Below are 19,237 nucleotides of genomic sequence, written 5' to 3' on the forward strand. Positions count from 1 at the left end.
TTGCGGAAATACCCCTCTCCCCAACCCTCCCCCGCAAGCGGGGGAGGGAGCACACCTCCCCCGTTGCAGCAAACGAGCCTGATCTCACCGGTCCTTGGTCTAGCTAGATCACGGTCTCGCGCATCACGCGGCGGCAATCCATCTCGTATTCGAGATCGACCACCGGCGGACGGGCATAGTGCCAGGTCAGGCCGGACCGCAACGCCCCGCGGCGGACGAGCTCGTCGACCAGCGCGTGGTGGAAGTCGTGCACGGAATAGGCCTGCACGCCGGTCGTGTCCTTCCAGCCGAAGCCGAAGGCCGTCATCCTGTTCTCCATCTGGGAGGTCGTTGTGAAGCGCACCTTCTCGCGAAGGCCTTCCGGGCTGAGGTCGCGGTAGCGCACCGTGCGCTCGACATAGGTCCCACCGCCCTCGCGCGCCTCGGCACCGCCTGATATCACGAAGCTCGGCGCCTTCGAGCCTGTCGGCCGCGTGAAGGAGAACGCGTAGAACGACGGCTCGGCCGGCGGATCGATCTCGGGACAGACATTGCTGCGCGCCACCGGATTGGTGGTGCCGTCGAAGATACCCCATTCGGACAGCGTCTTGACATAGTGCAGGTTGAACGCGCGAAAGCCTTCCTCGCTGAAGGCCGCCGGTGAGCGCAGCTCGCAGGCGCAGAACGCCGTCAGCCGCCGCCCCGCCTCCTGGATATACTTCGCGGCAAGCGCAAACCCTTCCGCGAGCGGCACCAGCCGGTCGAAGCGGACGCGCTCGATCTCGTAGCCGTCGTCCGCGGCCGCACCGGCCGAATACTGGAATACGGACGGAATGAAACGGTAATTGCCGGCGGAGAATTCACCAATCATGTCGGACTCCTATTCCAGTTGCATGCGAATGCCCTTGGCGCCGTTAAGCAGGCGCTTCAGGTGAAAGCCGGCCAGGGAATCGTCGGCATGCATGCCGACCAGCGCGGCGAAGGTCGGCATGGCCGCGGCATCACCAGCCTCCATCTTGGCAAAAGCCCCGGAATACAGCGCCGTTTCCGGCGCAGCGAATTGGGCCGGCGTCAGCGGCTCGAACGCGCGCAACGGCTCGCTGCGTCCGCGCAGCATCAGCTCACCGACGGGGCGACCTCGGAAATTCTCGGCCGCCTCCGCAATGCTGCCACTGACGCAAATCCGCGTGCCCAGATGCTTGTTTGCGGCTTCCAGCCGCGCCGCAATGTTGATGGAGTCGCCATACGCGGTGTAGTCGAAAAACCGGTTGCCGCCGAAATTTCCGACCAATGCCGGCCCGGCGTGAATGCCGATACGGGTGGTGCCGAAATTCACGCCTATCGCCTTCCAACGAGCGGAAAAATCCTCCGCCCAGGCGTCGAGATCGTGCGCGCAGGCGACCGCACGCGTCGCATAGTCGGTCTGGTCGCCGGGCGCGTTGAAGAGCACCTGGATTGCATCGCCAATGATCTTGGCAACCGTCCCCTCATGCGCGAAGACGATTTCGGTCATGCCGCCGACATACTCGTTGAGAAGCGCGCCCAGCGTCTCCGGCGGCGCACTCTCGACCAGCGAGGTGAAGCCGGTGATATCCGTGAAGATGGTCGCGATATCGCGCCACTGCACTTCGATTCCCTCGCTCTCGCCGCTGGCTGCCAGACGCTTGGCGAGCTCGGGCGAGAAATGACGCGAGAGCGCCGCGTGAGCGCGCTCGGCTTCCGTCTGGCGGCGCCGCACCTCCCGCAGCATCTCGATATGGCGGATGGTCTTCTCGATCGTCATCTCCAGGTCGGCGAAATCGATCGGTTTGGTCAGAAAGTCGAACGCACCACGGTTCATCGCAGTGCGGATATTGCTCATGTCGCCATAGGCCGACACGATGATGGTGGACTTCTTGTCTTCGGCTTCCTGGAGCTTCTCCAGCAGCGACAACCCGTCCATCCGGGGCATGTTGATGTCGGAGACCACCATATCCACATGCGGGTTTTGCTCGAGCGACTGCAGCGCCTCGAGGCCGTCGCGCGCGAACATGATGGTCACCAACCCATCGCGAATCTGCCTGCGGAATTTTTGCAGGACCAGCGCCTCGAGATCCGGCTCGTCGTCGACGAAGAGGATGGTCGCGGTCATGCGGCTTGCCCGAGCCTCGTGTCGATTTCCTGCCGCAGCAACGCGAAATCGATCGGCTTGGTGAGAAGCCCGACTGCACCGCGCTCGATCGCCTTCCGGCGCGTCTCGGCGTCGCCATAGGCGGTGATCATGATGACGGGAACATCCGGATGCGCGGCGCGTACTTTCGGCAGCATGTCGAGCCCGCTCATGCCGGGCATGTTGATGTCGGACAGAATCAGGATCAACGAGGGATCGTGCACCTCGGCGGCGAGCTTCAGCGCATCGGGCGCGGACGACGCGAATTCCATCTGGAAGCGTCCGGCGCGCAAATCGCGCCGAAACTGCTGCCGGAACAGCGCCTCGACGTCGGGCTCGTCATCGACGACCAGGATGTAAACGTTCAAGTCTTGCCTCCGGAAGTGCCGCCCGCCGCCATCATGCGCGGCAGGGTGATGATGAACTCGGTGAATACGCCGGGTGCGGTGTTCACGTCGATGGTGCCGCCGTGCTGTTTCACCACGATGTCATGGCTCATGGAAAGGCCGAGCCCGGTGCCCTCGCCGGCCGGCTTGGTGGTGAAGAAGGGATTGAACATCTTTTCCTTCACCTCGGACGGGATGCCGGTGCCGTTGTCGCGAATGCGGATCTCGACCCTGTCGCCGAGAGTTTTGGTGGCCGCGCGCAGGGTTGGCTCGAAGGCATCTGCCGCGCTCTCCTTGCGCTTGGCCGTGGCGTAGAAGCCGTTCGAGATCAGATTGAGGAAGACTCGCGTAATCTCCTGCGGATAGATATCGACCATGCCTGCGGCGGGGTCGAAGCCGCGCTCGATCGTGACGTTGAAGCCGGGCTTCTCGGCGCGCGCGCCATGATAGGCGAGGTTGAGGCTTTCCTCGACGATGGCATTGATGTCCGCCGGACGGTGCTCGCCCGAGCCTTCGCGCGAATGCAAGAGCATGTTCCTAACGATGGAGTCGGCGCGCTTGCCGTGCTGCACCACCTTTTCGAGGTTGGTCCTGAGCATCCCGGTCAGCTCTTCGACCTCCTCCTTCGTCTTGCCGTCGAGCGGGGCCGCTTGCAGGGCCTCGTTGAGCTCGTCGATCAGCTCGGTCGACACCGCCGAGAAATTGTTGACGAAATTGAGCGGGTTCTTGATCTCGTGCGCGATTCCCGCCGTCAGTTGGCCGAGGGACGCGAGCTTCTCGGTCTGGACCAGGCGGTCCTGCGCGGTGCGAAGATCGTCGAGGGATTGCCGGAGCTCTGCGGTCCGCTGCTCCACCTTGTTCTCGAGGTCTGCATACGATTCCTGCAAACGCGCGCCCATGTCGTTGAACTGGTCGGCGAGCCCTTCGAGCTCGTCACCCGTCTTGATCGAGATACGCTGGGCGAAGTCGCCGCCCCCGATCCGCTCGGCGCCGCTGCGCAACGCCTGGATCGGACCGACCATGCGGCGCGCCAGAAAAACCCCCGCAAGCACCGCGAAAATCGACGCGGCAAGCAGCACGATCGCGAGCCGCTGCAGCGAGGCGTAGAGGGAGGCGTAGGCTTCCTCGACCGGCAATTCCACGAACATAGTCCAGCCGAGCGGTGGGATCGGGGCGGACGCCGTCAAGACCTTCTGCCCCTGGATATTGGTCGCCTCCTGTAGCGCGTCCGGCATGGTGCCGCCGCCGGTCTGCGCGGCCCTCACCTGCGCGAGCCTGGACATGTCGGTGTTGCGCAGGACCAGGCTGATGTCGGGGTGCGCGATCAGGCGTCCCTCCGGACCGACCACGTAGGCGTGTCCGTGCTCGCCGACCTTGATCTGGGACACGACGTCCCAGATCAGCTTGAGATTGACTTCCGCGATGCTGACGCCGGCATCCTTGCGCGACCCGGCCTGCGCCAGCGTCATGTACGGCTCGGACTCCCTGCGGAAATAGACCGGGCCGTAAAAAACCTTGTGCGCGACCGCCTCGGTGAACTTCGGATCGCCCGACAGATCGATGCCGCTGTCGATCGCGTCCATGGCGAGCCGCGAGACCCGCAGCCGCTCCTTACCGGTCGCATCGACCTGGGCGAGCTCGGTGACCGCGGGCACCTGGCGCAGCAGCCGCAGCGCATCGAACCGGCGCTGCTCGATCGAGCCCGTCGACCAGGGCAGCTGCGTGGTCCAGCCGAGCTGGCTCTCGATCTCCTTGACGAACTGACCGATCTTTGCCGCGGCCGCCTCGGCCTGTTCATGCTGGACCCGGATCAGCGCGGCCTTGTGCTCGCGATAGTAGAAGAAGACCTCGAACAGGCCGTTGGCCAGCAGCGCGATCGCGACGACGGCCACGAACAGCGCGACATATTTGGCGAACAGTCGGCTCCTGATCCCTTGCCCCGGCGTCGCACCGGGCTCGACGCCATCCCGCGCCGCGTTTGGCAGCGTCCGTGCTTGCGGGGTGTCGGGATGGAGGGAAAGGCTCATCCCGCCGAACCTAGCAAGAAGACCGAACTTTGTCTCTCGCGAGCGCGGGAAAGCCTGATGGCAATCGGGGGACCCCGGGGCAAATAGAAAAGGGCGGCAGCGGATTTGGCCGCCGCCGCCCTCGGTTCGCTTTATCCGTGGCCTCAGGTCGGCCGCAGCGCCTTGTTGTTGAGGTCGAGGTCGTTGACCTGCTTATTCCGCTCGGAATCGGCCGCCGCGCGATGGTCGGTCGCCAGCACCACATAGACCGCCGGCAGCACGAACAATGTGAACAGGGTGCCGATCGACATTCCGGCGACGACCACCAGACCGATCGAGAAGCGGCTGGCCGCGCCTGCGCCGGTCGCGGTCAGGAGCGGGATCAGGCCCGTCACCATCGCGGCCGTGGTCATCAGGATCGGCCGCAGACGAATGCGGGCCGACATTTCGATGGCGGAGCGGCGATCGAGCCGCTCGTTGATCTGGAGCTCGTTGGCGAACTCCACCATCAGGATGCCGTGCTTGGTGATCAGGCCCACCAAGGTCAGCAGGCCGACCTGGGTGTAGATGTTCATGGTCGCCACGCCGAAGAACAGCGGGATCAGCGCGCCAACGATCGCCATCGGCACCGAGATCATGATGACCAGCGGATCGCGCAAGCTCTCGAACTGCGCCGCCAGCACCAGGAAGATGATGATCAGCGCGAAGCCGAAGGTGATCGCGAGCTGGTTGCCTTCCTGCACATATTGCCTGCTGTCAGCGAGATAATCATGGCTGAAGCCTTGCGGCAGGTTCTTGGCCTCGCTCTCGAGGAAGTCGACCGCCGCACCGACGGTCACGCCGGGCATCGGCACCGCCGAGAAGGTCGCCGAATTGAGCTGATTGTAATGCGTCAGCGAATTCGGCTCGGTCTTGGTCTCGATCGACACCACCGTCGAGAGCGGAAGCTGCTGGCCGGTGTTGGTCGTCACGTAGTAGCCGGCAAGCGATTCCGGCGAGAGCCGCTGGCCGCGCGGCACCTGCGGGATGACCTGATAGGAACGGCCCTCGAGGTTGAAGCGGTTGATGTAGTTGCCGCCGAGCAGCACTGCGAGCGTGCTGCCGAGGTTCTGCATGTTGACGCCGAGATCCTGCGCCTTGGTGCGGTTGATCGTCACCTTCACGTTCGGCTGGTTGTAGGCAAGATCGCTGTCGGAGACGATGAACATTCCGCTCTTGCGGGCGGCAGCCTTCAGCTTCTCCATCTGTTCATAGACAGTCTGGAAGCTGGCGGTGGAGTTGATCACCATCTGCACCGGCAGGCCGCCCGGGCCGCCCGGCAGCGGCGGCAGGTTGAACGCGAACGCCTGCACGCCCTCGATCTTGGAAAGCTCGCCCTGCACCAGCGACTTCAGCTGGATCGACGAGCGCTTGCGCTCCTCCCACGGCTTCAACAGCATGCCGGCGATACCGCCCTGCGGGCCGTTGATGCCGTTCAGCACGAAGCGCAGATCGGTCTCGGGGAATTTCTGGAATTCCTTGTCGAGCTTCTCGCCGTAAAAGTCGACATAGTCGATGTTGGCGTATTTCGGCGCCTTGGTCACCGCGAACACGATGCCCTGGTCCTCCTCAGGCGCCAGCTCCTTCGAGGTGTGCATATAGAGGAAGCCGACGAGCCCGAGGATGGTCACCGCAAACAGGCCGGTGATGGCCTTGTAGTCGAGCGAGCGGTCGAGCCTGCGCCCGTACCACCGCGTCAGCGCGCCAAACACCTTGTTGACGAGCTTGGCGAAGCGCCCCTCTTCGGTGTTCTTCAGCAGCACCGAGCACATCATCGGCGACAGCGTCAGCGCGATCACGCCGGACACGATCACCGAGCCCGCAAGCGTGAAGGCGAATTCGCGGAATAGCGAGCCGGTCAGGCCGCCGAGGAAACCGATCGGGGCGTACACGGCCGCGAGCGTGATGGTCATCGAGACGACGGGACCCACGATTTCTCGCGCGCCTTCCAGCGACGCCTGGACCGGCGTTTTCCCTTCCTCCAGATGACGATGGATGTTTTCCACCACGACGATGGCGTCGTCGACCACGAGGCCGATCGCGAGCACCATCGCCAGCAGGGTCAACAGGTTGAAGCTGAAGCCCAGCGCAAGCATCAGCGTGCAGACGCCGATCATCGACAGCGGGATGGTGACGACGGGAATGATCACCGAACGGAACGAGGCCAGGAACAGGAAGATCACCACGATCACGATGATCACGGCTTCGCCCAGTGTCTTCTCGACCTCGTCGATCGAGGATTGGATGAACTTGGTCGAATCGTAGGCGACCTTCATCTTCATCGACGGCGGCAGATTGCGTTCCAGCTCGGGGAACAGCGCCCGCACGCCCTTGACCAGCGTCAGCGGGTTGCCCTGCGGCGTTGCCTGCACACCGATGAAGATCGCGTGCTCGCCGTTGAAGGCGACGCTCGCATCCGTGCTTTGGGCCGCAAGCTCGACGGTGGCGATGTCCTCCATCCGCACGAAGCCGCCGTCCTTGGCCTTGACGATCATCTTCTTGAACTGGTTGACGTCGGTCAGGCCCGTATTCGTCGATACGTTCGAGACGATGAGATAGCCCTTGGTCTGCCCCGCCGCGGACTGGAAGTTGTTGGCGGTAATCGCGGTCGCGACATCCGCAGGCGACACGTTGCGGCCCGCCATCTTCAGCGGATCAAGCCACAGCCGCATCGCAAAGGTCTGCCCACCGAGAATGTCGGCGGAGGCCACGCCATCGACGGTCGACAGCACCGGTTGCACAACGCGCGTCAGATAGTCCGAGATCGCCGAGCCCGACAGCTCTTCGGAGGAGAATCCGAGATACATCACGGCCGTGGTCTGTCCCGTGGTCTTGGTGACGATCGGATCGTTGGATTCCTTCGGGATCAAATATTTGACCGAGTTCGTCTTGGCCAGAACCTCGGTCAGCGCCTGGTTCGGATCGAAATTCAGCTTGATGTAGACCTGGATCGTCGAGGTGCCGAGCACCGAGGACGAGGTGATGTAATCGACACCTTCGGCGGAAGCGACCGCCTGCTCGATCGGCGTGGTGATGAAGCCCTGGATCAGGTCCGCGGACGCGCCCGGATAGACCGTCGTGATGTTGATGACCGTGTTCGACAGCTTCGGATATTGCCGGATCGGCAGCGTCGTCGCCGCGCGCAGGCCGATCAGCAGGATCAGCAGGCTGACGACGACCGACAGGACCGGGCGTTTGATGAAAATATCAGTAAAGCGCATCGCGGCGATCTCGATTTCTTTGACTTGCAAAGCGCATGATCCGGCCGTGCCGGATCATGCTGCAACGTGTACGATGTCAGTAGCGCGGCGGCTGCGCCGGGATTTGCGGGGCCGGGTCGGTCGAAATCGACACCGCCGCGCCCGATTGCAGCTTGAGCTGGCCGACGGCGACGACCTTGTCGCCCGGTTTCACGCCCTTGACGATTTCGACGCGGCCTTCGACCCGGCTGCCGGTCTGCACGAAAGTACGCACCGCGCTCAGGCTGGTCTTGCCGTCCGCTTCCTTCTTCTCGGTGATCACGAACACCGAGTCGCCGTACAGCGTGTAGTCGACCGCCGTCTCCGGCACGGTGACCACGGCCGGCTTGTCCGGCAGCACCACCGTGGTGGTCACGAACATGCCGGGCTTCAGGATCTTCTCCGGATTGGAGATGGTCGCCTGCACGCGGATGTTGCGGGTGTCGGTCGAGATCTGCGGCTCGATCGTGGTGATCTTGGCGTCGAAGGTGCGGCCCGGATAGGCGTCGACCTTCAGCCGGACCGGCTGACCGACCTTGAGGTTGCCCGAGTCCTTTTCCGTCACCGTGAAGTTGGCCCACAGCTCCGACAGATCCGTCAGCGAAACGATGGCCGTGCCGGCTGTCAGATACTGGCCGACCTCGACCTTGCGGACGCCGAGATCGCCGGAGAACGGCGCGCGGACCAGCTTCTGCGAGATCAACGCTTCGGTCTTGGCGATACCCGCCAGCGCCTGATCGTACGCGGCCTGCGCGGTGTCGACGGTTGCCTGCGGGCCGAACTGGCGCGACGCCAGTTGCTTGGCGCGGTCGAGCGACAGCTGTGCGACGGTGGACTGCGCCTTGTAATTGGCGAGGTCGCCCTGCTCCGGCGCGTCGAACATCTGCACCAGCGGCGTGCCGGCCTCGACATGCGAGCCCGGCTCGAACTTGATCTCGGTGACGCGGCCGTTGACGTCGGCGCTGACGTCGACCTGGTGCACGGCGGCGAGCCCGCCGACGGCGGTCAACAGGTTCGGCACCACCTCGGACTTCGCCTCGGCGGCGCTGACCGCGACCGGCGGCGGCTTGTTGTTGGCGAAGAACTGCTTGATCATCTGGCCGCGGAAATAATTGAACCAGACGAGGCCACCGACGAGCACGGCCAGAAGCGCGCCGACGATGATGAACCAGAGCACCGGCCGGACCGGACGCTTGGGAGCCTTGTTGTCGATCGGTTCGCCCGAAATCTTGTGTTCGGTGACGATGTTCATGTCATGCACTCTCTGCAATCGCCGTCTTGCCCGCACACGCGGCCTGATCGCGGCCCAAATGCGAAGCAATTGCGGCGTCGTTAAGTCCGATACCCCTCAGGAGAAACTCACAGAGCTGCCGCTCGAGGTCGTTCGCCTTGCCGTAAGCGAGACACGGCGTGGCCGGCAGCCTGGTCAGCGCAGCCGTCATTACGGTGTGATGCGCAAACCAGAACAGGTTGAGCGGTTCCCCGTTGTATGGCCGCGCGTCCCCCGCGGCAACCGCCCGATCGAGCGAGGCGACGAAGGCCGCCCCGATCAGCGTCTCGATCTTGGCATATAGCAAGCGAGCGAATTCGCCATCATCCAAATGACTCGTGGTCATCAGTCGCAGGCGCTGGGCCTCTTCCTGGTCGGGCCCGTCGGCGATGTGCATGAAATGCCCGACCATGCCGCGGATCACTTCAACCAACGTGGCGGTCGACGGCTGACGTTCGAGCAGCTCCATGAGCGCCGGGTCCGCCTCGCATTCGTCGCTGAGAATTTCGGCGTAAAGCGCGGCCTTGGACGGGAAATGCTTGAACAGCAGCGCTTCGGAAATGGCAGCGGCGGCCGCCACGCTCTTGGTCGTGGTGCCGGTATAGCCATGTCGGGCAAAGCAACGCTTTGCGGCGCCGAGGATCAATTGACGCCTCAGGTCGCTCGTCATACGCAATGAGCTCATGCTAGTGAGTAAGCACTCACCCACGCAAAAGTCAAGCACTATGCTGCATCGCAACCTGGGTGGGCTGTAATTTCAGTGGAAATTCGCCGCGCCCACACGGCCCCCCGCGTGGGACGGGGCGCAGGGAAGGCCGCCTAGATCGGCTGGAAGCCGAGGTCGCCGCGGATCCGGTTGAGAATGTAAGTCCCATCCCGGCTCGGCAAAATCCGCTCCAGATTGGCGCTGTCGATCTTCACACTGGCAAAGCGCGGCCCGGCCGTGAGGTCGTGGACGGCTTTGGCGAAGGCCTCGACCTCGGCCATGGTCGTCACAGACCGGCTATCCCCGATGCCGCAGGCCCTTGCGACGCCGACGAGGTCGGCGGCCACGGCCGTGTGGCTGGTCTGGCCCCCGGTCTCGCCATAGGCCTCATTGTCGAGCACCGCGATCGAGAGATTGGACGGCTTCTGGAGACCGATGGTGGCAAGGCTGCCCATGCCCATCAGCATCTCGCCGTCGCCAGTGATGACCAGCACCGGCAATTTTGGCTGCGCCAGGGCGAGCCCGAGACCGATCATGGCGGCGCCCCCCATGCCGCCCCAGAGATAGAAATTGCGCGCATGGTCGCCGGCCGCGCACATGTCGTTGGTGGAGGCCCCGAGGCCGCCGATCGCAACCACATCCTTGCGGTCCGCGAGAAGCGTGGACACCGCCTGACGGCGGTCGAGGAGATTGCCTTGCTCATTTGGTGAAAACCTTGGCGCCGATCAGGCGCTGCGACAGCAGGACGGCGGTGGGCGTGAGCGCGTTATAGGCCTGCGCGGCCGCCGCCTCGAGCACGGCCGGCACCTCGGCTGCGGTCGAAGCCCGCAGCACCTTGACGCCCGATAGCTCGAACACGCCCTGCGTGGTCGATCCCATCGGCACCTGCCACGGATTGAACTCGCCCCACTCGCCACGCATGGTCACCAGCGTGAGGAAGGGAAAGCGCAGGATCGGGATCAGCGACAGCATGTTGATGCAATTGCCGACCCCGCTCGACTGCATCAACAGCACGCCGCGTTGACCACCCGTCCAGGCGCCGGCGAGAAGCGCCACGCCCTCTTCCTCCGTCGTCAGCGGAATGCCGCGCATCGTCGACGAGGTCAGCACGCGCTGGATCAACGTCGAATGGCCGGCGTCCGGCACGTAAGGCACCTGCCGGACGTCGAAGCGTTGCAAGGTCGCGAAGATATCGTCTGGCCATGAAAGAGCCGTGTCGGCAGCGTCAGAGCGGGCGTGCATTTTCCTGTCCGGTCGGCTTGCAAATCACGGCTCGACTGTAGACGGTGAACCGAGCCGCTCAAAAGAGCGAATACAGCATATCGGACTCAACCGGCGAGTATGGCGGCATGAACGCAAGTGCGAATGAACTGGCGGCCAGTTTCGATCTGGAGAAGCTGACGCCGGAATTCTACGACGATCCCTACCCGACCTATCGTGCACTGCGGGAGAACGAGCCGGTCAAGCGCCTGCGCAACGGCACCGTGTTCCTGACCCGCTATGACGACCTCGTCACGACCTACAAGAACACAAAATCGTTCAGCTCGGACAAGAAGCGCGAGTTCGCGCCGAAATACGGCGACACCCCGCTCTACGAACACCACACCACGAGCCTCGTCTTCAACGATCCGCCGGCGCATACGCGCGTGCGGCGCCTGATCATGGGCGCGCTGTCGCCACGTGCGATCGCGGGGATGGAGCCTGATATCGTCAAGCTGGCCGACGGCCTGCTCGATGCCATCGCCACCAAGGGCAGCTGCGAGCTGATCGAGGACTTCGCCGCCTCGATTCCCATCGAGGTGATCGGCAATCTGCTCGACGTGCCCCATGACGAACGCGCGCCGCTGCGCGACTGGTCGCTCGCGATCCTGGGCGCCCTCGAACCGGTGGTGTCGCCTGAAGTCGCTGCCCGCGGCAACAAGGCGGTGACGGATTTTCTCGCCTATCTCGAAACGCTGGTCGTGCGCCGACGAGCGAAGCCCGGCAACCCCGAACGCGACGTGCTGACACGCCTGATACAGGGTGAGGACAACGGCGAGCGGCTGACCGAGAAGGAGCTGCTGCACAACTGCATCTTCCTGCTCAATGCCGGCCATGAGACCACCACCAACCTGATCGGCAACGGCCTCGTGGCGCTCGACCGGAATCCGGATCAGAAGCGGCGGCTGATCGACAACCCCGAGCTGATCAAGACGGCGGTCGAAGAGATGCTGCGCTACGAGAGCTCGAACCAGCTCGGCAACCGCATGACCACAGAGCGGGTCGAGCTCGGCGGCGTCATGCTCGATGCCGGCACGTCGATCACGCTGTGCATCGGCGCTGCCAACCGCGATCCGGCGCAGTTTCCCGACCCCGAGAGCTTCGACATCGCGCGCACGCCGAACCGGCATCTCGCCTTCGCCACCGGGGCGCATCAATGCGCCGGCATGGCGCTGGCGCGGCTGGAAGGCGCCATCGCGGTCTCACGCTTCTTGGCGCGCTTCCCGAACTATGCCGTGAGCGGCCAGCCGGTGAGGGGTGGACGGGTGCGGTTCCGCGGATTTTTGAACGTGCCTTGCGCGATCGGCTGAGGCCTCAAAACAAAAAAACGCGAAAAAAACCCCATGCACAGTAGAAGGTTACCGCCGCGCGATGCCCGGTGATCCCGCCCAACCATTTGACATTTCAGGCCATCGGCCCCGCCGCGCGCAACAAAATCCGGAAGGCCTAAACCATCGTTTTGTGCCTCGCGATGCAGGTTTGCAGCACCTCGTCGATCGGTTTACTCCACCAGTCGTTGGAGAAGATTTCGATCTCCGAATAGCCGGCAAAGCCCTGTGCTTCGACCGCGTCGCGCACCGATTTGATGTCGATCACGCCGTCGCCCATCATGCCGCGGTCGTTGAGAACGTCCTTGGTCGGCACCAGCCAGTCGCAGACATGGAAGGCGAGCAGGCGATCTCGGCCAGCGCGCGCGATCTGCCCCATCAGCTCCGGATCCCACCAGATGTGATAGACGTCGAGTGCGACGCCGAGCATGCCGCTGCGATCAGGATCAAGCCGGTCGCAGATGTCGAGCGCCTGCTTCGTCGTGTTGACGCAGGCGCGGTCCGCCGCATAGGCCGGATGCAGCGGCTCGATCGCCAGCGGCAGCTTTGCCTGTTTGGCATAGTCGAGCATATCGGCGAGCGCTTCCTCGACCTGCGTCCGCGCGCCGGAGATGTCCTTCGACGCCTCGCTGCCCGGCCGCGAATATTGCGGCAGGCCGCCGACGACGAGAACGATGCAGGGCGCGCCCAGCGCCTTGGCTTCGTCGACGCAGCGCCGGTTGTCGTCACGCACCTCGCCCCGGCGCGGTGCGTCGGAGGTGAACATGCCGCCACGGCAATATCCCGACAGGTCGAGACCGGCATCGCGCACCGCACGCGCGGCGCGATCGAGGCCCACGGCTGCGACCTGGTCGCGCCAGGGGTCGATGGCGCGGATGCCGTGCCTGGCACAGGCGTCGATGATTTCGACGAGGTCACCCTGCTTGCGGATTGTCGCCGTGTTGAGCGACAGCCAGCGATGGTCGGACGAAAAATCACGCATCAGGATTCGATCCCGCGCGTTGAGAGCACCGCCTTCATCCGCCGCGTTGCCAACTCCGGATCGGCAAGCAGCCCGGCCTTGTCGGCCAGCCGGAACAGCTCGGCCAGATGCAGCGTCGAGCGCGTGCTCTCCTGCCCGCCGACCATGGTGAAGTGGTCCTGGTGGCCATTGAGATAGGCCATGAACACCACGCCGGTCTTGTAGAACCGCGTCGGCGCCTTGAAGATGTGGCGTGACAGCGGCACGGTCGGCCCCAGCACGTCGTGGAAGCCGGCCTCATCGGAAGCAGCCAACCGCGACAAGGCGTAGGAAGCCGCCGGCGCGATCGCATCAAAAATGCCGAGCAGCGCGTGCGAAAAGCCCTGCTCGTCGCCGGCGATCAGCTCCGCATAATTAAAATCGTCGCCGGTATACATCTTGATGCGCTTGTCGAGACGACGGCGCATGTCGATCTCGCGCTGCTTGTCGAGCAGCGAAACCTTGACACCGTCGACCTTCGCGGCATTGCCGTTGATGATGGCGACCGCAATATCCATTGCCTTGTCGAGATCGCTGGTGCCCCAATATCCCGTCAGGGCCGGATCGAACATGTCGCCGAGCCAGTGGATGATCACGGGCTCGCCAACCTGCGACAGCACCCGGTCGTAGACCTTGGCGTAGTCGTCGGCGTTACGGCCCAGCTTCGCCAGTGCGCGCGACGCCATCAAGATGATGCGGCCACCGACCTTCTCGACCGCCGATATCTGTTCCTCATAGGCGCGAATGACGTCGTCGAGATTCCTGGCGTCCTCGACCGCGAGATGATCGGTGCCGGCGCCGGAGAACACCAGCGCGTTGCGTTGCTTCGCGGCAGACACCGAGCGCGTGATCAGCTCCAGCGAGGTCGGCCAATCCAGCCCCATGCCGCGCTGCGCAGTGTCCATGGCCTCCGCAACGCCGAGCCCGAGGTCCCAGACGTGCTCGCGGAAGGCAATGGTCTTGTCCCAGTCGACGGCGGCGGAGAGCCACGGGTCGTTGTCGGCGAAGGGATCGGTCACGGTATGGACGGCCGAGAACGCAATGCGGTTCAGCGGCCCCTCGAGCTTTGCGGGAAACGTTCGCGAGGCCGCGAGCCGGTAGGTCTCGATCGAGCGATCGGCCTTCGGCAGCTTGAGCGACAGGGACGACATCGGCTGGACGGGCTTGTTCATGATTTCAGACCTCTCCCCGTCATTGCGAGGAGCGAAGCGACGAAGCAATCCAGACTCTCGCCGCGGAGGCACTCTGGATTGCTTCGCTTCGCTTGCAATGACGGCTCAATAACATCGACACTTGTCCAATAGACCTCAGACCTTGATCGGGGCGACGTCGATCCAGCGCCGCTCCTTCCAGCTCTTCAGCGCACATTCGGCGAGCTGTACGCCCTTCACGCCTTCGAGCAGCGTGAACTTGTAGGGCGCATCCTCGTAGACGTGGCGGATGAACATCTCCCACTGCTCTTTAAAGCCGTTGTCGTAAGTGATGTTGTCAGGCAGCTTCTGCCAGTCGCCGTAGAAATCGTGCAGCCGCTTCTCATCGGGATTCCACACCGGCCGCGGCGTCGCCTGCCGCGCCTGGATCATGCAGTCGGAGAGGCCGGCGACGGCCGAGCCGAGCGTGCCGTCGACCTGGAAGGTGACGAGATCGTCGCGATAGACGCGCGTCACCCAGGACATGTTGATGTGGGCAATGGCGCCGCCCTTGAGCTGGAACGTCGCATAGGCGGAGTCGTCGGCGGTCGCCTTGTACTTCTTGCCCTGCTCGTCGAAACGCTCGGGAATGTCGGTGTTGCCGATGCAGCTCACGCTCTCGACCTCGCCGAAGAGATTGTCGAGCACGTAGCGCCAGTGGCAAACCATGTCGAGGATGATGCCGCCACCGTCCTCGTCGCGGTAATTCCATGACGGCCGCTGCGCCTCCTGCCAGCCGCCTTCGAACACCCAATAGCCGAACTCGCCGCGCACTGAGAGGATGCGGCCGAAGAAGCCGGAGTCGCGCAGGAAGGCAATCTTCTTCAGGCCGGGCAGGAACAGCTTGTCCTGCACCGTGCCGTGCTTGATGCCCTTGGAATTGGCGAGCTTGACGACCTCGAGCGCCGCCTCGAAATTCGTCGCGATCGGCTTCTCGCAATAGACATGCTTGCCGGCATTGATGGCCTGCGTGAGCAGACCGGGCCGTGCCTGCGTGGTCGCGGCATCGAAGAACATGGTGTCGTTCTTGTCGGCGAGGGCCGCATCGAGGTCGGTGGTCCAGCGCGCAACGTTGAATCGCTTCGCGAGCGCCTCGACTTTCTCGGCGCTGCGGCCGACCAGGATCGGATCGGGCATCACGCGGTCGCCGTTCTTCAAGCGGACGCCGCCCTGCTCGCGGATCGCGACGATCGAGCGGATCAGATGCTGGTTGAGCCCCATGCGGCCGGTGACGCCGTTCATGATGAGGCCGAGGCGTTGGGTGGTCATGCCGATTGCTCCTGAAGTGATTTTGGCTGTTCGAGCGGGCGAAGCGCCGACCAGTCCGGATGGACCGACGTCGCAAAGCCCATTGCATTGAGCGATCCCGTCAGGAGATCGCCGTCGTGGATGGAGAGCCGGATGCCCTGCCCAGCATCGGCATAGAGATCGGGATGTGCGGCGGCGAAGGCCTGGGCTTCAGCGGCAGGCGTGTCACCGAAGCCGTCGACGTAATGATGGCCGTTGCGCTCGGCATGCGCGATGCCAATGAACGCGCCGAGCGCGAGATCCTGCTGCACGGCGAGGCCCGCCTGGCAGGTGAGGTCCTCGCCGGTCACGAAAAATCTTTCGCCGGCCGTGCTCCATTTCGCCGAGCGCGTCGCGTTGACGATGGACTTGTAAAGCCCTTTGCAGGATTTCGAGGAGATGCCGCAATAGCCGAGCGCCCGTGCCGCGGGAAACGCGTCATAGGAATCGTCGGCTTCGTCGATGATGAAGCCGCGCACCGCGAGCGAGCCGAGCGGCGACTGCCTCGTGACATCGCGCGGCATCGGCTGCTCGACATAGAGCAGCCTTGATGAAATCGATCGCAGCGCGGGATCGTGGTCGAGCCGGTCGATCAATGCATGCAACGCCGCAAGATCGGCATATTGCTCGTTGGCATCGAGCGTCACCTTGTAGTCACGCGCCAGCGCATCGAGCTCCTTGCCGATGCGCGCCAGCCGCGCTGCATCGGCGACGGGGTCCCCCGACAGCTTCAGCTTGAAGTATCTTGCACCGGAGTTCTCGCGGGCATCGGCAACCCCGCCCTCACCTTCAATGGGATCGTCGAGACCGACGGTATGCCTGATGGCAACACGCGGCAGCGGCTTCCGGCGGGATAGAAACGTCGTGAGATCCGCTTCCTTCAGGTCGGGTGACAACCGCGCATCGATGCCGGCAATGTTGCCGGCCATGCCGTCAAAAAAATTGGTCTCGGCGGCACGGAGCAGCGCATCGAGGATCGCTTTGTCGATTTCCGCGGGGCCGTAAGCCGCCGCAAGCGCCGGAATGTTCTTTTTCGCGCAAGTTGCGATCTGGGCACCGATGCAGGAGGCATGCAGATCGAATGCCGTCAGAAATCCGGTTCGCGCAAGATAAAGCCCCCGCGCGATCTCCAGCGAACGGCGCAGATCATCGACGGTCTGCGCCGGCGACAGCTCCGGCCGCTTGTCGAACCATTTCGGCACCAGCAATTCGGCGCTGGCGCCGACCGCAGCGCCTCTGCCCTCGACCTCGATCTCGACCCGCACGAACAGCTGGGGCGTCGCGTTGATCGTGATCGCGCCAAAGCGGAACGGTCGCGCGAAATGCACGGGTCGTTCGAAGAAGGTGATGTCTCGCAGCTTCAGGCGCGGCGCCATGATCCTAGTCCAACGCCCCTTGCGAGAAGAAATGCTTGCGGATGCGCTGCACGAGCTCGGTGAAAACAGGATCGGCCATCACGTCGAGCGAGCGCGGGCGCGGCAGCGGCACGTCGTAGATCGCGGCGATCGCGCCTGGCCGCTCGGTCATGACCAGCACGCGATCGGCGAGGAACACGGCCTCGGGGATCGAGTGCGTGATCAGCAGCACCGTCTTCCTGGTCTCGCGCTGGATCCGCATCAGCTCGACATTCATGCGCTCGCGCGTCAGTGCATCGAGCGCGCCGAACGGCTCGTCCATCAGCATGATTCTGGGATCATGCACCAGCGCGCGGCAGATCGAGGCGCGCTGCTGCATGCCCCCGGAGAGCTGCCACGGCAGCTTCCTCTCGAAACCTTCGAGCCCGACCATCTTCAACAGCGCCTTGGCGCGATCGAGATATGTCTGCTGCGGCAGCCGCTTCATGTCGATCGGCAGCATGACGTTGGACAGGATGTTGCGCCACGGCAGCAGCAGCGCATTCTGGAACACGATGCCGACATTGCCGTGTGGCGCCGTCACCTTCTCACCCTCGACCAGGATTTCGCCCGTCGTCGGCGGCAGCAATCCCGAGATCAGCTTGAGCAGCGTGGACTTGCCGCAACCGGATGGGCCGACCACGACGAAGAACTCGCCGTCGTTGATATGGAAGTCGAGCGGCCGCAACGATGGCACATCGCCGTCGCGCGTCCGGTATGTCTTCGACACGCCGGACAGTTTGATGCCCGACGCATCGCCCGCGGCCCGGTCGCTCACCAGTCTCAGATGCGCGGCCGGCTGCGCTTCGATTGGTTTGGTCGCAGCGTTCATCCCAGCTCTCTCCGACCGTCGTCCCGGCAAAAGCCGGGACCCATACGCCGTCCCGGATCGTTTGGGCACACGGGTGAGGACCTTTCGCAACAAGTGTGGCCGGTGGTTATGGGTCCCGGCTTTCGCCGGGACGACAGCGGAACTTTATGGCTCACGAACCGCTCTTCGGCAGGTAGTCGTTGGTGTAGAACGCCTTCGGGTTGTCCTTCGCCTTGGCGTCGAGCCCGCCATATTCGACCATCAGGTTGACGGTATCAGTCATGTTCTGGTCGGTGACCTGGAACGGCCGCTTTCCCTTGGTCTCCGCGGTCCGATAGAGCGGAATTGTCAGCTCAAAGCCCTGCGTCAGCGTATCGATCTTGCCGCCCTTGGGGTTGGCATCGAGGATCGATTGCGCCGCCGCCTTCGGCTCCTTCTCGGCGGCCTCGACCGCCTTGGTCGTCGCCGACATGAAGCGGCGGACGAGATCGGCATTGGCTTTCACATAGTCGGCGTTGGCGATGATGCCCGAGGAGACCATGTTGATGCCGTAGTCGGCGAACTTGATCGGATAGACGTCCTTGCCGGTGGCGTCCTTGATCTTCATCGACTGGTCCATGACGTAACCGAGCAGGAGATCGGCCTGGCCGTTGATGACCGCGTTGAGCTTGGTCTGGCCGTCGCCGGCAACGGTCTGGAAGTCGCTCTCCTTCAGGCCGGTCTTCTTCAGGAACAAGGGCCAGATCTGGGTCATGGAATCGGCCGGCGTGATCGCGACCGTCTTGCCCTTGATATCCTCAGGCTTCTTGATGTTCTTGTCGACGAAACCCATGGCGGACATCGGGCTGGTCTGGAGCAGCACGCCGGTTGCGACCACTGGCGCACCCTTGATCGCGGCGCGCATCATGGTGGGCACGTCGACATAGCCGAAATCGGCGGTCTTGGCCGCCACCGCCTGCGTGGTCGCGGCCGAGCCGCGACCTTCCTGAATCTCGAGATCGATGCCCTCGGCCGCGTAGATGCCCTTGGCCTTGCCGTAATAGAACGGCGCGTGCTCGCCATAGACGTACCAGTTGAGCATCAGCACGACCTTGTCGGCCGCCTGCGCCGGCATGGCCGCAAACACCATCAGCGCCGCCGAGACAGCTCCTATCCACCGCTTCATCGTCACTCTCCCTTGCCGTTGTTGCGTC

At 63.8% G+C, this 19,237-nt stretch carries 16 protein-coding genes; 1 reads left to right on the forward strand and 15 read right to left on the reverse strand.

Translation table 11 applies throughout. The annotated features are described in order from the left end of the window. Positions 1-103 precede the first annotated feature (103 nt). The 9 genes from C7G41_RS11415 to C7G41_RS11455 form a co-directional block, all read right to left on the reverse strand. The gene (locus C7G41_RS11415; RefSeq protein WP_106942648.1) at positions 104-850 is read right to left on the reverse strand and encodes a hypothetical protein; all 747 of its coding nucleotides are present in this window, start codon (positions 848-850) and stop codon (positions 104-106) included. A 9-nt stretch (positions 851-859) separates the two neighbouring features. Next, on the reverse strand, positions 860-2,110 hold the full coding sequence (locus C7G41_RS11420) for an adenylate/guanylate cyclase domain-containing protein (RefSeq protein ID WP_106942649.1): 1,251 nt from the start codon (positions 2,108-2,110) through the stop codon (positions 860-862). Continuing rightward, positions 2,107-2,496, reverse strand: a complete 390-nt coding sequence (locus C7G41_RS11425; protein ID WP_106942650.1) for a response regulator — start codon at positions 2,494-2,496, stop codon at positions 2,107-2,109. Before C7G41_RS11425 ends, C7G41_RS11420 begins: the two co-directional genes overlap by 4 nt. Next, positions 2,493-4,541 (reverse strand): sensor histidine kinase, encoded by a 2,049-nt coding sequence (locus C7G41_RS11430; RefSeq protein WP_106942651.1) that lies wholly within the window; start codon positions 4,539-4,541, stop codon positions 2,493-2,495. The genes C7G41_RS11425 and C7G41_RS11430 overlap by 4 nt, the downstream gene beginning before the upstream one ends. Before the next feature lie 143 nt (positions 4,542-4,684). Then, on the reverse strand, positions 4,685-7,780 hold the full coding sequence (locus tag C7G41_RS11435) for a MexW/MexI family multidrug efflux RND transporter permease subunit (protein WP_106942930.1): 3,096 nt from the start codon (positions 7,778-7,780) through the stop codon (positions 4,685-4,687). A 76-nt stretch (positions 7,781-7,856) separates the two neighbouring features. Continuing rightward, a complete protein-coding gene (locus C7G41_RS11440) occupies positions 7,857-9,050 on the reverse strand; it encodes an efflux RND transporter periplasmic adaptor subunit (RefSeq protein ID WP_106942652.1) in 1,194 nt (397 codons plus the stop codon). 1 nt (position 9,051) lies between these two features. Further along, on the reverse strand, positions 9,052-9,753 hold the full coding sequence (locus C7G41_RS11445; RefSeq protein ID WP_106942653.1) for a TetR/AcrR family transcriptional regulator: 702 nt from the start codon (positions 9,751-9,753) through the stop codon (positions 9,052-9,054). 134 nt (positions 9,754-9,887) lie between these two features. Beyond that, a complete protein-coding gene (locus C7G41_RS11450; RefSeq protein ID WP_106942654.1) occupies positions 9,888-10,442 on the reverse strand; it encodes a thiamine pyrophosphate-dependent enzyme in 555 nt (184 codons plus the stop codon). 31 nt (positions 10,443-10,473) lie between these two features. Beyond that, positions 10,474-11,016, reverse strand: coding sequence for a phosphonopyruvate decarboxylase (locus tag C7G41_RS11455; protein ID WP_106942655.1), 543 nt, complete (start codon positions 11,014-11,016; stop codon positions 10,474-10,476). A gap of 107 nt (positions 11,017-11,123) precedes the next feature. Here C7G41_RS11455 and C7G41_RS11460 point away from each other — a divergent pair, with 107 nt between their 5' ends. Beyond that, positions 11,124-12,344: a cytochrome P450 gene (locus C7G41_RS11460; RefSeq protein WP_106942656.1), complete on the forward strand. Its 1,221-nt coding sequence runs from the start codon at positions 11,124-11,126 to the stop codon at positions 12,342-12,344. Positions 12,345-12,480: 136 nt separating this feature from the next. Here C7G41_RS11460 and C7G41_RS11465 read toward each other — a convergent pair whose 3' ends face one another. The 6 genes from C7G41_RS11465 to C7G41_RS11490 form a co-directional block, all read right to left on the reverse strand. Beyond that, positions 12,481-13,344: a sugar phosphate isomerase/epimerase gene (locus tag C7G41_RS11465; protein ID WP_106942657.1), complete on the reverse strand. Its 864-nt coding sequence runs from the start codon at positions 13,342-13,344 to the stop codon at positions 12,481-12,483. Then, the gene (locus tag C7G41_RS11470; protein WP_106942658.1) at positions 13,344-14,534 is read right to left on the reverse strand and encodes a dihydrodipicolinate synthase family protein; all 1,191 of its coding nucleotides are present in this window, start codon (positions 14,532-14,534) and stop codon (positions 13,344-13,346) included. Before C7G41_RS11470 ends, C7G41_RS11465 begins: the two co-directional genes overlap by 1 nt. A 135-nt stretch (positions 14,535-14,669) precedes the next feature. Next, a complete protein-coding gene (locus tag C7G41_RS11475) occupies positions 14,670-15,821 on the reverse strand; it encodes a Gfo/Idh/MocA family protein (RefSeq protein WP_106942659.1) in 1,152 nt (383 codons plus the stop codon). Continuing rightward, positions 15,818-17,215, reverse strand: a complete 1,398-nt coding sequence (locus tag C7G41_RS11480; RefSeq protein WP_106942660.1) for a hypothetical protein — start codon at positions 17,213-17,215, stop codon at positions 15,818-15,820. The genes C7G41_RS11475 and C7G41_RS11480 overlap by 4 nt, the downstream gene beginning before the upstream one ends. Positions 17,216-17,219: 4 nt before the next feature. Then, a complete protein-coding gene (locus C7G41_RS11485; protein WP_106942661.1) occupies positions 17,220-18,065 on the reverse strand; it encodes an ABC transporter ATP-binding protein in 846 nt (281 codons plus the stop codon). Between the two features lie 151 nt (positions 18,066-18,216). Beyond that, complete coding sequence (locus C7G41_RS11490; protein WP_199198308.1) at positions 18,217-19,209, reverse strand: ABC transporter substrate-binding protein; 993 nt, start codon at positions 19,207-19,209, stop codon at positions 18,217-18,219. Positions 19,210-19,237: the final 28 nt, after the last annotated feature.

The sequence above is a fragment of the Bradyrhizobium sp. MOS002 genome, assembly GCF_003020115.1.
Taxonomy (GTDB): domain Bacteria; phylum Pseudomonadota; class Alphaproteobacteria; order Rhizobiales; family Xanthobacteraceae; genus Bradyrhizobium.

What these genes read in the sequence shown, in the direction of transcription:
- C7G41_RS11470 (WP_106942658.1), bottom strand. Translation starts at nt 14,534, where the DNA reads ATGAACAAGCCCGTCCAGCCGATGTCGTCCCTGTCGCTCAAGCTGCCG.
- C7G41_RS11430 (WP_106942651.1), bottom strand. Translation starts at nt 4,541, where the DNA reads ATGAGCCTTTCCCTCCATCCCGACACCCCGCAAGCACGGACGCTGCCA.
- C7G41_RS11485 (WP_106942661.1), bottom strand. Translation starts at nt 18,065, where the DNA reads ATGAACGCTGCGACCAAACCAATCGAAGCGCAGCCGGCCGCGCATCTG.
- C7G41_RS11455 (WP_106942655.1), bottom strand. Translation starts at nt 11,016, where the DNA reads ATGCACGCCCGCTCTGACGCTGCCGACACGGCTCTTTCATGGCCAGAC.
- C7G41_RS11475 (WP_106942659.1), bottom strand. Translation starts at nt 15,821, where the DNA reads ATGACCACCCAACGCCTCGGCCTCATCATGAACGGCGTCACCGGCCGC.
- C7G41_RS11490 (WP_199198308.1), bottom strand. Translation starts at nt 19,209, where the DNA reads ATGAAGCGGTGGATAGGAGCTGTCTCGGCGGCGCTGATGGTGTTTGCG.
- C7G41_RS11480 (WP_106942660.1), bottom strand. Translation starts at nt 17,215, where the DNA reads ATGGCGCCGCGCCTGAAGCTGCGAGACATCACCTTCTTCGAACGACCC.
- C7G41_RS11420 (WP_106942649.1), bottom strand. Translation starts at nt 2,110, where the DNA reads ATGACCGCGACCATCCTCTTCGTCGACGACGAGCCGGATCTCGAGGCG.
- C7G41_RS11440 (WP_106942652.1), bottom strand. Translation starts at nt 9,050, where the DNA reads ATGAACATCGTCACCGAACACAAGATTTCGGGCGAACCGATCGACAAC.
- C7G41_RS11460 (WP_106942656.1), top strand. Translation starts at nt 11,124, where the DNA reads ATGAACGCAAGTGCGAATGAACTGGCGGCCAGTTTCGATCTGGAGAAG.
- C7G41_RS11415 (WP_106942648.1), bottom strand. Translation starts at nt 850, where the DNA reads ATGATTGGTGAATTCTCCGCCGGCAATTACCGTTTCATTCCGTCCGTA.
- C7G41_RS11435 (WP_106942930.1), bottom strand. Translation starts at nt 7,780, where the DNA reads ATGCGCTTTACTGATATTTTCATCAAACGCCCGGTCCTGTCGGTCGTC.
- C7G41_RS11445 (WP_106942653.1), bottom strand. Translation starts at nt 9,753, where the DNA reads ATGAGCTCATTGCGTATGACGAGCGACCTGAGGCGTCAATTGATCCTC.
- C7G41_RS11465 (WP_106942657.1), bottom strand. Translation starts at nt 13,344, where the DNA reads ATGCGTGATTTTTCGTCCGACCATCGCTGGCTGTCGCTCAACACGGCG.